General features: G+C 47.3%; 9 protein-coding genes and 2 tRNA genes. All 11 read right to left on the reverse strand.

Annotation, left to right across the window (positions count from 1 at the left end; all coding sequences use genetic code 11):
• Positions 1–64 precede the first annotated feature (64 nt).
• On the reverse strand, positions 65–2,983 hold the full coding sequence (locus CIK98_RS01350) for a PD-(D/E)XK nuclease family protein (RefSeq protein ID WP_094382499.1): 2,919 nt from the start codon (positions 2,981–2,983) through the stop codon (positions 65–67).
• A complete protein-coding gene (locus CIK98_RS01355; protein WP_094382500.1) occupies positions 2,980–6,186 on the reverse strand; it encodes an exodeoxyribonuclease V subunit beta in 3,207 nt (1,068 codons plus the stop codon). Before CIK98_RS01355 ends, CIK98_RS01350 begins: the two co-directional genes overlap by 4 nt.
• A gap of 44 nt (positions 6,187–6,230) precedes the next feature.
• A complete protein-coding gene (locus CIK98_RS01360) occupies positions 6,231–8,267 on the reverse strand; it encodes a DUF5686 family protein (RefSeq protein WP_141210358.1) in 2,037 nt (678 codons plus the stop codon).
• A gap of 11 nt (positions 8,268–8,278) precedes the next feature.
• The gene (locus CIK98_RS01365; protein WP_094382502.1) at positions 8,279–9,151 is read right to left on the reverse strand and encodes an RNA polymerase sigma factor RpoD/SigA; all 873 of its coding nucleotides are present in this window, start codon (positions 9,149–9,151) and stop codon (positions 8,279–8,281) included.
• Between the two features lie 185 nt (positions 9,152–9,336).
• Positions 9,337–9,419 (reverse strand) — tRNA-Tyr (locus tag CIK98_RS01370).
• Between the two features lie 6 nt (positions 9,420–9,425).
• A tRNA-Val gene (locus CIK98_RS01375) sits at positions 9,426–9,500 on the reverse strand.
• A gap of 89 nt (positions 9,501–9,589) precedes the next feature.
• Complete coding sequence (gene nudC / locus CIK98_RS01380) at positions 9,590–10,360, reverse strand: NAD(+) diphosphatase (RefSeq protein WP_094382503.1); 771 nt, start codon at positions 10,358–10,360, stop codon at positions 9,590–9,592.
• Positions 10,361–10,378: 18 nt separating this feature from the next.
• Positions 10,379–11,551, reverse strand: coding sequence for a DUF6057 family protein (locus CIK98_RS01385; protein ID WP_094382504.1), 1,173 nt, complete (start codon positions 11,549–11,551; stop codon positions 10,379–10,381).
• Between the two features lie 7 nt (positions 11,552–11,558).
• Complete coding sequence (locus CIK98_RS01390) at positions 11,559–13,643, reverse strand: alpha amylase C-terminal domain-containing protein (protein ID WP_094382505.1); 2,085 nt, start codon at positions 13,641–13,643, stop codon at positions 11,559–11,561.
• Between the two features lie 36 nt (positions 13,644–13,679).
• A complete protein-coding gene (locus CIK98_RS01395) occupies positions 13,680–14,132 on the reverse strand; it encodes a YhcH/YjgK/YiaL family protein (protein WP_094382506.1) in 453 nt (150 codons plus the stop codon).
• A 43-nt stretch (positions 14,133–14,175) separates the two neighbouring features.
• Positions 14,176–15,297, reverse strand: coding sequence for a phosphatidylinositol-4-phosphate 5-kinase (locus tag CIK98_RS01400; protein ID WP_253249604.1), 1,122 nt, complete (start codon positions 15,295–15,297; stop codon positions 14,176–14,178).
• Positions 15,298–15,300 lie beyond the last annotated feature (3 nt).

Here is a 15,300-nt window from a genome sequence, read left to right on the forward strand (position 1 = left end):
TTGGACTTTTTTTCTTTTGATTCGCTTTTTTTCACAAACGCATGTCTCACATAGTGAGAAAACATCAATAACACATATTATAATAAGGACATGAGGCGCAATTTTTCTTGTCAGACAATGGCTGGAAGGGCTGCTCGGGGTCGAACATGGCGGTGAGCAGCATGTCGAGATTTTTCCTGAAGTCTTGTTCCACAGTCTTCACGTCTGTTATCGGGTGCTTGTCGAGACACAGCACCGGCGACGATGTCTGGTTATGCTGCACAAACTGCAGGGCTGGGGCTACGGGCAGACCGCTGGGATTGAGTGTGGCAGAATGGCGCACTATATTGGAATAGGCTATGGCCTGGAGGTAGTAGTCGGCATGGTTGGCGACGGAGAGGCCTGTAAATATGTCGTCGACGGTTTTGAACTTGCTGCTGTCGACACGGCTTCCGCCTGTCTTGTAGTCTACCACTCGCATAGTCTTGCACCCGTTGGCCTCCACGATGTCTATGCGGTCGACAAAACCGCCCAGGGTGGAAAGGAAATACTCGCCGCTATTGCCCATGCGCACCTTTATGTCCTCCTTGACAGGTTGCTCAAGGCTTACCAGCGTGAATGGTGCCAGACTGAGGTCGCTATTGAGAAGCTGTTTCAGATAGCGGGTGATGACCTTGATGTTGATGAGTTGCAAACCATTGTATTCCGGACGTGAGGAACGGTTTTGCTTGAGATTGTATACCACCTCGTCGAGGTATTTTTCCACCACACCTGTAAGATAGTCATCGGCATGAAGTATGCGCTTGATAGATTCCTTTGTCACGACTGATGTCTTGCTGTCTTTCATGCGCAGGTACACTTCTTCGGCTGACTTGTGGAAGATGTTGCCGAAGGCGATGGAGTCGACGGTGTCGTTGTCTGACTCGTCGTTGTCCATCAGGCCGAGCACGTATTTGTAGTAGAAGCGCAGCTGGCAGCGGAAGAAGGTGTTGATGGATGTAGGGGTAAGCAGGGAATGTTGTGTGTCTCTTCGATATTTACGGTCGAAACGAAGGTGAAGGCGCTGCATGACCTCTGGCGTCTTTTCCACGGCTGAAGGGTAGTGGCGTGATGTTGACACTCCAGAGACAATGGCACGGCGAGAGATGCTGTGCTGGCTTTCTATCATGATCTGAAGCATGAAACGACTCATCTCGCCTGTAGAGGTGCCGTCGGCACTGTTGTTGTATACGAGGGTGACATCCTTGGCGCGTTGCAGCAGGCGGTAGAAGTAGTAGGCGTAGATAGCCACTTTGTGGTCGATGGTGGTGAGGCCGTGGGCTTTCCTTATACTATAAGGGATGAAAGACGTGTCGTTGACACCCTTGGGCATGTTGCCTTCGTTGCATGACAGTACCAGGAGATGGTCGAAGTCGATGTTACGGGTTTCAAGCACTCCCATGAACTGAACACCCTCGGCCGGCTCGCCGTGGAACGGAATGCTTGACGTTTGCAGCACTTGTCGCATGAGGCGTCGCAGGGTGACAATGTCGACTGTAAGGTCGCCAGACTCCACAAGGCCGTAGAGGCGGTTGGCGATGCTGTAGATGCGGAACAGAGACTCCTGGAAAAACTGGTCGTGGGTGTCGGCTGCATTACCGGCGATATGCTTAAGAACTTGAAGCAGCCACTGTATCACGGTGCAGGTGAAAGAACGTTCAGTGGTTTCAAACGGACTGAAGAGCAGTTTCAGTCCATCGTCTTTGGACATGATGTCTGCACTGATGAAGAAAAGGCGGTTGCTGCCGTTAAGTTCTTGGAACAGTTCGTTGGATAATGAAGAGATATAAGTGATGTATGGATGCTTCAGGACCTTGTTGACATAGCGCAGGCGGTAGAGTCCGCGCTGGGTTACGAAACCGTCGGTGCGTAAGTCGAGGAGCATGGACACCAAAGAGCAGAAGGGCGACTGGGCGAGGGGATAGCCAGTGGTGATGTTCACCTTTGACGCTTCCTGTGGTATGTTGTGCACCACAGCCTGCAGAAGGCCTTCGTTGCAAAGCACCACGGCGGTCTTTCTGCCGTCGGCTATGCGACTGCCTTGCCGGAGCCAGTCGGCTGCATAAACGGCCTGTATGTTCTCTGTAGGTGCTGAGATATATGTTATATCCTTAGGCTTGGTGAAATTGCCGTAGATGGAACTGTTGTGGATGTCGAGTTCGTTGGGGAAGTCGCTTAGATATGAGCTGATGTAATAGCCTGCCTCGTTGTATTTTTGATGCTTAGGGTCGGGCATATAATAATGGTCGAAGTCCCAATAGAAGAAAGCCTTCTTTTCGTTTTTGAGACGTTTGAAGAACTTATGTTCCACACGTTGGAGGAGGTTGAAGCCAACGAAGATATATCGGTCGTACTCGAAGGTGAGGTTTTCATCTGATACCACCTTGCGGTAAAGGGCTCCCTCGTAGGCCATGCCCTGAGAGGCGAGACGGCTATTGAAGTCGACGTAGATATCGTGGAAATGATTCCAAAGAGTCAGGAAGCGACGCTTCAGTTCGGTGGACTTGTCGGGATTAAAGTTACTGAAGAAGCGTTTGAGCATTTCGACTTGTTCCTCAGAGAGATATGAAATATCGTCGAGTTCGTGAATGTCGTTCACATTCTTAAATATATTACTTGCGTCGGCAAGATTCTTGTCGATGTCGTCGAAGTCGGAGAGCATAATCTGTCCCCAGGAATAGAAATGGTCGAGCGACTCTTCGGAGCCCGTAAACTTCAGAAAGCTCTTATGGAGGTCGCAGACGAGTTTTATCGGGTCGGCGATGACAAGTTTGGTATGGCTGCGGAAGAGTTCGCTGATGGTGAGATAGGCAGGACTCCACATGGGTCCGTCGACTTTTCGTGCGAGATAGTCGTTGAAAAACAGCCTTGCACGCTTGTTAGGGAAGATGACGGCGGTGTGGGCGAGGTTGTTGCCGAATTTCTCTATTATATGTTCGGCTACTGTTTCGAGAAATGATTTCATAATGTTACCTCCTCTATGATATTATTATATACAAACCAAAGATAGCCTTTCACGTTGGCATGTCCCATGGCGTGAAGTTGTTTCATGTAGTCGCGCACTTGAACGATATACTCCTGTTTCTGCGTACCGAACTTGAAGTCGATGACTGTAATGGTGTCTCCATTTGCCACCACACGGTCGGGTCGGCACTCTGTCACCTTGTTATTCTTCGGGTCGTAAGTGAGTATGGTGCATTCGTTGTACACCTTGTTGGCCGGTGAGAACCATTCTGCCACACGAGGGTCTTGGAGTCGTTTGTGAAAGATTTTTAATATTTCAGACTTAGACTTCTCAATAGTGTCGAGCAGTCCTTCTGTCTCTATTTCGTCCACGGCATTGTTGATGTCGTCAGACGTCTTTATTCGTGAGAAGACATTGTGCATGATGGAGCCAATTTTGATATACCCATGTTCGTCGCCATCGTTGCCCACAAACTCCATACTCTTATTGCTTTGCTTGAACTCGGCGCGACACTGATGCTGTGAATAATAAACATCGAGCGGTTCAGCCTTGGCAAGCAAGACGTTTTGTGACTTCCCTTCAGACAGAGTCTCAGGGATATAGAGTTTTCCGAAAGAGAAACAGATGGCTTCCTTCTCGTCCTCAACGCCATTGAGTGAAGCCCCTGGAAGATCTTTCGTTACGAGAGGAAGACATTTCTCAATGAGTGTGGAGCGGGTGGAGGCAGTCTTGCGTCGACCATAGACGAAGAGGTTGTGGCCGGCTCGCGTGAAAGCCACATACAGAAGGTTGAGATTGTCGACGGTGTTCTGGAGGTTTTCCGTAATATAGTCGTTTTCAAACACCGTGCCCAGCAAGGCGTTGGAGCTATAGTCAACAGGCACCAAGGGCAGTTGGTTGTAGGGTTCTTCCTTTGGCTGGCACCAGATGACATTGGAGCGCTCAAGAACCCAGTCGCAGAAGGGCACGATGACATTGTTGTACTCAAGTCCCTTGCTCTTGTGGATAGACAGTATGCGCACACCGTCGACCTCGTCGCCTCGTATGTTTTTGTTGCAAAGGGAAGTGTTCCATTCGTCTACGAAGGTGTCGATGTCGGTAGTGGTGTCTGTGGTAAACCGGTTTAGTTCGTCAAGGAATGCGCAGATATATCCGGTCTGCCCTTCTATGTCGTTGACGGAAAAGACTTGGAGTAGCTCTTTTGCAAGGTCGTAGAGAGGCATGAGCAAGAGTTTCTCTATGTTGTTCAGAAAGGCTTCCGGCAGTAGCGAGGAGACATTGGCATTGTCGATGAAGATGCTGTTGAGGTCGGCATTGGCCTTCAACACATGCTGCTGGTAAAGTGCGGCAAGTGAATGTGTAGAGAGGACATCGTCGGGATGGGTAAGGAGATACATGGCAAGAACCACAATCCTTATTGCTATGGAAGAACCAAGCCTAAAGGCCTCGTCAGACACAATTCTCACCTCTGGACAATGTTCGGCGAAATAGTCGGCTACAAGGGGAATGGAGGCGTTTACCCTGACGAGGATGGCTATGTCTGACTGTCGTGCTCCGCGGTTGAGTAGAAGTCTGACGTTAGCCGCCACTTCCTCGAGAGTGCGCAACTGGTAGTCGTTGGAGGGGAAGAGTTTTACGGTCACCAGTCCATTTATCTCATTTTTTTTACACTTCTGGCTAACGTCGGAGTAGGCTCTCTGAAGTTGTTGGGCACTGACGGCAGACTTTTCTTCCTTTGCCTTCTTTTCCATTTCAGCAGCAGTGGAAAAGAAATGGTTGTTGAAGTTGATGACATTTGCCTGTGAACGGAAGTTGATGTCGAGGTTTTCGATTTTGACCGTTTCGGAATGGTTGGGAAATTCGTTTTCTATATCGTTGAGCAGTCGCCAGTCGCCAGCCCTCCATCTGTAGATGCTTTGCTTCACGTCGCCAACTATAAGGTTTTTGCTTCCCGCATGGCTCATGCACTCCTGTAGCAACACCTTGAAATTCTTCCACTGTACGACACTGGTGTCTTGGAACTCATCGATCATGATATGTTCCAGTCGAGATCCAATCTTCTCAAACACGAAAGGAGAGTCGTTGTCGCTGATGAGCGAGTGGAGCAGGTGCTGGGTGTCTGAGAGAAGGAATCGTCCCGCCTCCTCGTTCATCAATCTTACACTTTTCTCAATCACGTTCAGCAGTCGGAGTTTGTAAAGATGGCGGAGGGTAAGGGTGGCCGACTGGTAGCGTCTCCATTGTCCATTGTTCTGCGAGAGAGCTTCTTCCAGCATCGTGTTGAGTTTTGATTTCACAAGAGCCATTATCGTGGGTTTCAGAGGGTTTTTGGCAGACACCCATTTATCAGGTTTATCCTTGGCGTCTTTTGCTCTGTTGAACGTTTTGTCAGGACCAGCAGGCCCTTCCTTAATATTCAGGAAGAGTGAGCACACCCCTGCTTTGCCGAAAGAGAAATCGTCGACTGAAACTCCAGCCTCGCCGATAGTGTTGAAAAACTCCTCGGCAATGTCTTGCATTACCTTCTTGGCTTGGTTTCTTTCTTCCTTTAGTGTCTTTACGTAGTGTTCGAAGAAGGTACTGTCTTCCATGGCCTTTACCAAGGCTTTGTCGTTTTCTTTGTAGAAGTCCTTGAAGATGGTGAGACCGAAAGACTTTATCTGTCCTATCACGTTCCAACCCTTGTCTTCTTGCATGTTGTCGTAGATGTAGTCCATGATCCACTGCATCACATCGTCGTTGATGGCGAGGTCTTCTATCATTTTGTCTACGGCGAGGCCTTCCACCTCCCTGTCGTTGAGTTCGATGCGCAGGTTGGCGGTAAGGTCCAGTTCGCGTGCGAGGTTTCTCAACACACTTTGGAAGAAGGAGTCAATGGTTTCGACACGAAAGAAGCTATAGTTGTGTATGAGTAAGTGAAGGGCGGTTTTCACTTGCTTTCTAAGATATTCCACATCACATCCAAGTTCTTCGGTGAGCTTGTCGGTATAGCTCTTCGAATCAGGATACTGGTGCCAAATGCCATAGAGCTGACTGAGTATACGCATCTTCATTTCCTCCGTAGCCTTGTTTGTAAAGGTAACGGCAAGGATATTACGATATTGCATGGGGTTTTCCACGAGCAACTTGATGTAGTGTGTGGCAAGGGTGAAGGTCTTTCCGCTTCCGGCGCTTGCCTTATAAACGGTCAATGTCTTTGACATATATTCTTGAGTTAAAGAAGTTAAAGAAGTTAAAGAAGAGGGGGCTACCACTTCCGGAACAACTCGAATGTAAACTTAGTGCCAAACTTCTGGAACTGGTCGTTGAGGAAACTGGCGAAGAAGCCAAGTGATATAAACCTCGTTGTGAAACCATATCCGAGTTCGAAGTAGGGGCGTGTCTTCTCCAGCTGTACATAGCTGAAATAGAGACGTTCGGCTTCGATTATTCTTCCGGCAAGCGGAAGGCGTGTCATTATCAGAAGGGGTGAGTCGTAGGAGATATTGGTGCGGAAATAGTATTTCGACGCGTTGTACCACTGACTGTTGAGCAGCTGGCATTCGCCTGTCCAGTCGTCGTCCCAACCTCCAGGCAAATAGTCTTCATGGAAGTTGATGAAGTCTACAAAGTAGGTAGTCGACTGATTGGTGTAAAAGCCGCCTCCCACTCTTGCGTTGAATCGTTTCAGCGAACTGTATCTCCTTCTTAGCGATGCGTCTATTTCCCAGCGTTCGTACTCCATGTTTGATGCTAATACTCCAGAGAGACACCTCTCGTAATTGACGGAGAACATGGGCCATGAAATACTGGGTTGGTATTTTAATGTCAGCGATGGTGCAAAACCGTCGTATACCGTAGGTTGTCCCGTTGCCACCATACCCGCCTTGTTCACTGCACTGCGATGGTGGTAAACCAATGCCGGCATGAGTTCGAACTGGTCGGTTGCGGCAATGTTGCATGATATCTGGTAGCGATTGTCGTTGAAATAGTGTAGTTCGAGAGAAGAAAAGTCGATGGTGTCACGATGCTGTTCGTTCAAGACGTCGAGTACTGAAGAGTTGGCTATGCGGTTGCCGTTAGACACTTCAATCTCCAACCATCCGTTGCGTTTCGGATTGAAGTCGAAGTGGAGGTTGTTGTGGAAATAGAATTGTTCTATCTTGAAGTTGTAACCCACACGGGCATTGAACCTTAGTTTTCGTTTCTCATTGAACTTATATTCTGCACCCGCCGCAAGTTTATAGGCAAGACCACGGCTGTTGCTATAGCTGATATATTGCGGATTGATGAGTGGTGAAATGCGGAAATAGCCATTCTCGTTTTCTGCCCTTATGCTACTCAACATATTGTCTTCAAGGAGGTTCCATGCAATTTTTCCAATGTTGTTTTTCTTTTTTTCCGGCTCTTCCACAGCGATGGTGTCTGTTTTTATCCTGTTTGAAAAGAACCTGTCGTAGATGCAAATGTCGGTACTGTCGAGAGGTATGGGCCTTACGGCATTCAGCTCCCGCATATTAGCGCTCGACTTTATAGAGTCGGGCAGTGTATGTTGGCATCCGTAGACATTGGTGAGTGTGGAGCACATAACATTTCCGAGAAACTTGAAAGTCGTGTTTATGACACATTCTTTGGGCATAAGGGCAAGAGGGTCGTTGACTGGACGGTCGAAATTGGTCACGATGTCAAAACGAAGCATGTCGTACTCACCCTTAAAGCGTGTGTAGGTGATGCGGCCTGTGGCATGTTCCACTAGGGCAAAACCTGAAATAAGCTGGGTATTGTTGCTTCTTGGCTTGAAGGTAACCAGCCAAGAATCTTCGCTCACCTCGCTGATGGTGTAGCGGTAATAGATTCGGTTGCTTCTATGGAAAGGGGAGAGGACATGTCCGTGAAACATCGACACACCATAGACATCGGGCACGGAATAGCTTCGCAGTATAGACATGGTAGAGGAGCGATGAGGTACTGTTGAGACATATATCTGCCTTTCCATGTTATACTCCTTTATAGTGTTGAACCTAATCTTTCCATACGATTCCATTATAAACTCCCTTTCTCCGGAGGCAACATGAAAAAGGGTAGGGACACACATCAGCGTAAAATTACGCCGAGGAGTAGTGATGACAAGTTTGTGATAGGTATTTGCAGTGGTGTCGGTAAGTTCCAGCTTGTAAGTGTCTATGTAGTCGAACACCTTTTCAAGAAGTATGTTTTCATCATGTTCGTCACAAATAACAATATTGGGCATGCCAAAGAGCATGCCCAATATTATCAAGACGCTTATGATAAATTTATTTTTCAAGCTCCACTTTACTAACCGAGATACTTCATAAGTATTTTGGCATTGCCGCTGTCACGCAGCTTGGCAATGCTTTTCTCCCTTATTTGGCGTACACGCTCACGAGTCAGTCCGAGACGGTCGCCAATTTCCTCCAGTCCCTTTTCCGGTCCGCCAATGCCGAAGCACTCTCTGATGATGGTGATTTCACGGTCTTTGAGCACCTTGTTGAGCACGTTGTCAAGTTCTTGTGCCATAGACTCGTGGTCTACATAGCGGTCGGTACGGCTGTCGTCGCCGCTTGCCATGACATCGAGCATGCAGTTGTCCTCACCATCTTGGAAAGGAGCGTCGATGGACACATGGTGACCGTCGGCCATGAGGCTTTGTCCGATTTTCTCTTCATCGAGCTTAGTGGCCTCGCTAAGTTCAGCTACGGAAGGATGTCTTTGGTTTTCCTGCTCAAATTTGTTTATCTCATGGTTTATCTTGTTGAGCGAACCAACTTGGTTGAGAGGAAGCCTTACGATGCGGCTTTGTTCGGCAATAGCCTGAAGAATGCTCTGTCTAATCCACCATACAGCGTAAGAAATGAATTTAAATCCTCTTGTCTCGTCAAACTTCTGGGCTGCTTTGATGAGACCGATGTTACCCTCATCAATTAAATCAGTAAGAGTCAGTCCCTGATGCTGGTATTGCTTTGCAACAGATACAACGAAACGAAGATTGGCAGTGACGAGCTTGTCTTTTGCACGCTCACCCTCAGGTCCTCCCTTGCGTATCTTTTGCGCAAGTTCAATTTCCTCATCTATGGTTATTAATGGTGCGCGTCCAATTTCGACAAGGTACTTGTCCAATGCCTCGCTCGAACGGTTTGTAATACTCTTCTGAATCTTTAATTGTCTCATGCTTAATTTCCTCTATTTTTTTTCTAACTATCTGATATTCAATACAATGCGAAAAATGCGCATAAATCGACTGCAAAGTTAGTGAAAATAATTGGATTTTTCATTGTTTTTATATGCTTTTATTATTAAAAAATCATAAAAACTGGACAAAAAAATAGCACAGAGAGAATCTGTGCTATTGGCTGTGGGTGCTGATGGATTCGAACCACCGAAGTCGAAAGACAGCAGATTTACAGTCTGCCCCATTTGGCCACTCTGGAAAACACCCTCCTTGTGGGCGCTGAGGGATTCGAACCCCCGACCCTCTGCTTGTAAGGCAGATGCTCTAAACCAGCTGAGCTAAGCGCCCTTCCTTTCATTTGCGGGTGCAAAGGTACTAACTATTTTTTATTCCACCAAATTTTTTTCCATATTTTTTATAAAACGAGGCAAAAAAACTTATTTTTCGGCCAGCCAAGAGTCGATAAGCTGTCTTGCGATGGATAGTTTTTCGGGAATTGTAGGCAGGTTGTGCTTGTTAAACCATGCCCCTGCCGCAAGCTCTTCGCGCTGGAGCTTTATGGTTCCACTGACATAATCGGCTTCAAAGCCCACCATAAGTCCGCAAGGGTAGGGCCATGGCTGACTGCCGAAGTATCTGATGTTTTCTATCCTAAGTCCCGTCTCTTCCATTACTTCCCTATGCACTGCCTCTTCAAGTGTCTCTCCGGTTTCGACAAACCCTGCCACGAGGCCGAAGAAGTTGCCTCTGAAATTCTTTGCATGTACCAACAGCACTTCCTCTCCCTTGTGGATAAGTACAATGATGGCGGTGGCCAACTGCGGCCAGACTTCCTTGCCGCATTGTGTGCAACGCTTGCTTATGTCGGTATGCATCTTCATGGGCGCTCCACATACTCCGCAGAACTGCGTGTTCTGGTCCCAATAAAGAATCTCATGACATTTGCCGGCTTTCTGGTACAATTCCTTGCTTAGCTTGTACCAACTGGGGCGTAACCCACACATTTCGTATATGGGAGAATCTGTCACGGGAGAGTCGATACGGTAAGTAATCACCTCGTGTCCGTTAAGTGGAGTGATATTCATTAACCGGGTCCACGGCTTGATCTCAGTTGGAGGTTCTTCACAGCATGGTATTGTATATGAACCGTCAGGTAGACGTTGAAGCATTATATCGCTTTTGCAAAATACGAAATAATATTTTTTCATAGTTTAGTTGATTTTTTATCAGTGACTCCCGTTGGCTTTGTTACCATAATCATGATACCACCAATATGTTCCGAAATAGTGATTGTGGACAGCAAGCATTCTGGCTTTGAGGTCTGGAATAGAATCTTCAAAAGACTTGAAATCGTCGAAATCGGTGTCCATCACTTGGTTTTTATATATAAGTAAAGGATTAGAGCGCATGTGGGTATATAGAATAAGTGCCTCACGGTAGTGGACAGGAAGACTGTCGTTGACGGTGTAGTGCTTTGGCAACTCACGCACAAAGGCGTCAATATCCCTGTCTACGAGCATGCCGCAGAGGATGTAGTCTGAGATGGCCTTGTTGTGATAGCCTGATGCGAGCAAAGCCTTTAGGTAGCGAGGAGTGTCCATTCCACGAGAAGGTCGTGCACCCAAAAACCTGTAAAGGCTGTCGGTAGGATATAAGACCATACGGGAGGATTGGTCTAAGGGAAGCAATGTCCTGGAATTGCCTGCCAATGGGTAATGGAACAGCTGGTCGGCCATGCGCGACTCACGTGCCAGTGCATAACAACGTAACATGGTAAGTGAGGTGTCGGTATGCATAGATTTTATTCCCACCGATGAAGCGTCGGAATACCTGCCATCGACCATGAGTGTCTCAATCTTGGCACGATAGTGGAATACATCGTTGCCTGCTGAGATAAAGCCAGCTACCATAAACATCATGCATAACGCAAACATGTTGACCCATGTAAGACGAGAGAGGACACCGCGCGAATTGATGTCTGCCTCATAGTTCTGGATAGACTTCAAGGCAGAGACAGATATAGTCCAGACTATCAATACCAACGGAGCCACCCACAGCCACGATCCGAAGGAGAACCTCTTGTCTATGTCAGGGCTGATGTCGGAAATGATGGTGAGCAAAAGCATTGGGGGCAGATAGGTGAGCCAATGAAAACGCCTGTTAATCTTGAAATAAGAGTTGACAATACGATGTAACAAGAAAAGCGTTAATGTAATCAGCACAGCTCCTGCAGCAGGGGAATAGGCTGTTTGTCCGCCACTTAGCACATGCTGTGCCAAGCACAAAACATCAGCCTGACGGAAATAGAGGAAACAAAACGAGAATATAATGAAGGCGACAGCACACACTGCCCTCATAGCAGCGGTGCTGTCGTTTTCAGACCTGTTGTTATAGTTCATTTCTGATTTAGTTTTTTTTCAGAACCACGGCTGAACGGGCTGGAAGATAGAGCTTTAGCCATTCTTTGTGATCCTTGACATAAAGCGGATCGTAGTTGGTGAGATGCATCACGCTATCGTCGGCAAGACCATTGCCTCCAAACTCCTTGGCGTCTGTGTTCAGAACTACCTCGTAGCTGCCTGTTGGTACCAGGAAGCCATAGTCGGTGAATGAGCGTGAAGGACTGAAATTGAAAACAAAGATTAGGTCGCCTCTGCTGAAAGCTAGCACCTGGTCGCCGTCATTATGCCATATTTCCTGTACTGGTTTTTTCTGGAAATTGCGTACACCCTTGATTACCTTTATCATTGCCTTGTCGAAGTCGCCCAGGTAATGATAGCACAGGTCCTTGTTGTCTACAAGGTTCCATTGGCGGCGTGCGTATTTATAGCTCCATCCATTACCTTCGCGTGGAAAGTCTATCCATTCAGGATGGCCAAACTCGTTGCCCATGAAGTTCAGATAGCCTCCGTTGATGGCAGCTGCAGTGACAAGGCGTATCATCTTGTGAAGGGCAATACCCCTGTGAGCCATAAAGTTCTCGTCGCCCTTCTTGAAGTGCCAATACATGTCGGCGTCAATGAGTCGGAACACTATTGTCTTGTCGCCCACGAGAGCTTGGTCATGGCTTTCGCAGTAGCTGATGGTCTTTTCGTCAGCACGACGGTTTTTCACCTCCCAGAATATTGAGCTTGGCTTCCAGTCTTCGTCTTTCAGCTCTTTGATGGTCTTTATCCAATAGTCTGGTATGTTCATTGCCATACGATAGTCAAAACCATAGCCGCCATCCTCAAATTTTGCAGCCAGTCCTGGCATGCCGCTCACTTCCTCGGCAATGGTGATGGCGTTGGGATTCACCTCGTGGATGAGTTTGTTGGCTAGGGTGAGGTAGCATATGGCATTGTCGTCTTGATGGCCATTGAAATAGTCGCCATAGCCACAGAACGCCTCGCCCAAGCCATGGCTATAGTAAAGCATCGATGTGACGCCGTCGAAACGGAAACCATCGAACTTAAACTCCTCAAGCCAGTACTTGCAGTTTGAGAGAAGGAAATGCAGCACGTCGTCCTTGCCGTAATCAAAACAGAGAGAATCCCATGCCGGATGCTCATGGCGTTCGCCTGGATAGAAGAACTGATTAGGGTCGCCTGCAAGATTTCCCAGTCCTTCAACCTCGTTTTTTACTGCATGCGAGTGTACGATATCCATTATGACGGCGATACCGTTTTTATGTGCAGTGTCGATGAGTTCCTTGAGCTCTTCCGGTGTACCAAACCTGCTTGAAGGTGCAAAGAACGAACTCACGTGATATCCGAAGGAACCATAGTAAGGATGTTCCTGTATGGCCATCACCTGAATGCAGTTGTATCCGTCTTCGATAACTCGAGGCAGTACATTTTCTGTAAACTCCTTGTATGAGCCCACCTTTTCAGCGTCTTGTGCCATTCCCACATGGCACTCATATATGAGCAGTGGGTTTTTATTAGGTTTGAACGACTTTTTCTTCCACTCGTATGGTTTTTCCGGATTCCACACTTGTGCTGAGAAAATCTTTGTTGTGTCGTCCTGAACCACTCGTTGGCACCATGCGGGAATACGTTCGCCTTCGCCACCGTTCCAGCGTACCTTCATTTTGTAGAGATCGCCATGTTTCATGGCTTTAGAAGGCAGTTTGAGTTCCCAGTTTCCAGTGCCTTCAATGCGTTTGCACTTGTATTTCTCGTCGATGGTCCAGTTGTTGAAGTCTCCAATGAGATAAATTTCCGTAGCATTTGGAGCCCACTCTCTGAACACCCATCCTCTTGGTGTCTTATGAAGTCCGAAATACAGATGACCTGTAGCGAAGTCCTTCAGAGGCTTTTTCCCGTTGCGTGTCAGCTGGTTTAGTTTCCATATGGCATGCTCGTGACGTCCTCTGATAGCATCTTCAAAAGGCTCGAGCCATGAGTCGTTTTTTACCAGTCCGATATGTTCGGGCGCTTTAGGTTTAGCAGGAGCCTTAGTTTTGCTCGCGCATGATTTTCTTTTTGTGACAGTTTTTTTCTCTTCCATTTGATTTTGGGATAAAAGGTTGTGGAGAGTCCTCCTTTATTTTACATTTCTCACTTTGAATATCGCCTTGCGTATTCCTTCCTCTTCGCTAATACAAGGCGCATGTCCGTCTTGCGGAAAGAAAATGGCAAACATGCCTGGTCGGCATGTGATGAAATCGTCAGCCACGAGGTTGGGGATTTTTGTAATGTCTTTCTCTGCATTATATTCTGCTTCCGGCAAGAATCGACGAGGGGTGTATCCGTAAGTCTCAGAGGTGGAGAGCGGTATCTGGATGTCAACCATTTCGTCGTGAGTCTCCATCACGGCGGTGTCGGCCTGTTTTGATGTCGCTGTTGTAAGATTTAGGAAGAGGTCGTCTCCCTTTATTGGATATTTTCCTTCTTTCATAGTGCAGAGGTCGTTGTTTTCAAGATATTCAACGACATCTGCAAACAAAGGGTTGAGCGCAGTATATCGGCTCAACATGTCGAGTGTATCTACTATCATAACTATATAAATTAATTATTTATGTTTCGTTTTGCTACTTTTATTACTTCTTGTCTTTATTCCTCCAACCGTTCTGATAGGTACCTGAGGCTGTAATCTGTCCGTTGCGGTCTTTTTCTACAAAGCGTCCGTCTCGTTTGCCGTCGACATATGTACCTTCAAAGCGTTTTCCCTCCTTGTCTTCCTCTATTGCAGCGCCATGGCGTATTCCGTCTTTGAACATACCTTTGAACTTCGAACCGTCGGCAAAGCGAATAATACATTCGCCATTGAGCTTTCCGTTTTTCCAAGTGCCGTCATACACATCGCCACTTTTCAGAGTAAGCACTCCTTTTCCGTTCTGTCGGTCGGTTTTCCACAGCCCTACATATTGGTCACCATTTTTCCATGTCAATGTGCCTTGTCCGTGTTTGTCGCCTTCGTGGAATTGGCCTACATACTTGTCGCCGTTGGCATATTTGAAGATGCCTGAACCTGTGCGCTCTCCCTGTACATAGTCTCCCTCATACACATCGCCGCTCTTGAACTTGTATATTCCGCGACCGTTTTGTATGTCATCAATCCACTGTCCGATATAAATGTCACCGTCGGCATATTTGAATGTACCTTTACCGGAGCGCTGGTTGTCTTTCCATTCACCCTCATAACTGGAGCCGTCTCCCCAGTCGAAATAGCCTTTCCCGTTTTTTCGGTCGTTGGCCCAATATCCCTTGTAATAGGCACCTCCGGCGAATGTGTATACGCCATAGCCATCACGATGGTCGAGCTTCCATTCGCCATCATATTTGTCGCCATTGTAGTAATACATTGTACCCTTGCCTTGCTGGTAGTCACGATACCACAATCCGTCATATTTGTTATTGTTGGCAAAATAATAAGTGCCCTTGCCGTGTTGCTGGTCCTGAAACCACTGGCCTTCGTATTTCTCACCGTCGAAGAATGTGTAAATGCCGTATCCCTGACGTTTCCCTTTCTCGTAGTTGCCTTCATACCAGTTGCCGTTTTTGTATATGGTCTTACCCTTGCCATGAGGTTTTCCGGCAACCATCTCACCACTAAAGTCACCTCCGTCCTTAGTGACACAGGTGCCCATAGTGATTTTTTGTGCTTGTACCGACATCATGGGTGTCAGTACCAGTAATATGGAAATAATAATGTGTTTCAAAAT

This window comes from Prevotella sp. P2-180, from assembly GCF_002251435.1.
Classification (GTDB): domain Bacteria; phylum Bacteroidota; class Bacteroidia; order Bacteroidales; family Bacteroidaceae; genus Prevotella.

Excerpts from the sequence above, each read along its gene's own strand:
- nudC (WP_094382503.1), bottom strand. The coding sequence starts at position 10,360 with ATGAAAAAATATTATTTCGTATTTTGCAAAAGCGATATAATGCTTCAA.
- CIK98_RS01350 (WP_094382499.1), bottom strand. The coding sequence starts at position 2,983 with ATGAAATCATTTCTCGAAACAGTAGCCGAACATATAATAGAGAAATTC.
- CIK98_RS01365 (WP_094382502.1), bottom strand. The coding sequence starts at position 9,151 with ATGAGACAATTAAAGATTCAGAAGAGTATTACAAACCGTTCGAGCGAG.
- CIK98_RS01355 (WP_094382500.1), bottom strand. The coding sequence starts at position 6,186 with ATGTCAAAGACATTGACCGTTTATAAGGCAAGCGCCGGAAGCGGAAAG.
- CIK98_RS01385 (WP_094382504.1), bottom strand. The coding sequence starts at position 11,551 with ATGAACTATAACAACAGGTCTGAAAACGACAGCACCGCTGCTATGAGG.
- CIK98_RS01395 (WP_094382506.1), bottom strand. The coding sequence starts at position 14,132 with ATGATAGTAGATACACTCGACATGTTGAGCCGATATACTGCGCTCAAC.
- CIK98_RS01390 (WP_094382505.1), bottom strand. The coding sequence starts at position 13,643 with ATGGAAGAGAAAAAAACTGTCACAAAAAGAAAATCATGCGCGAGCAAA.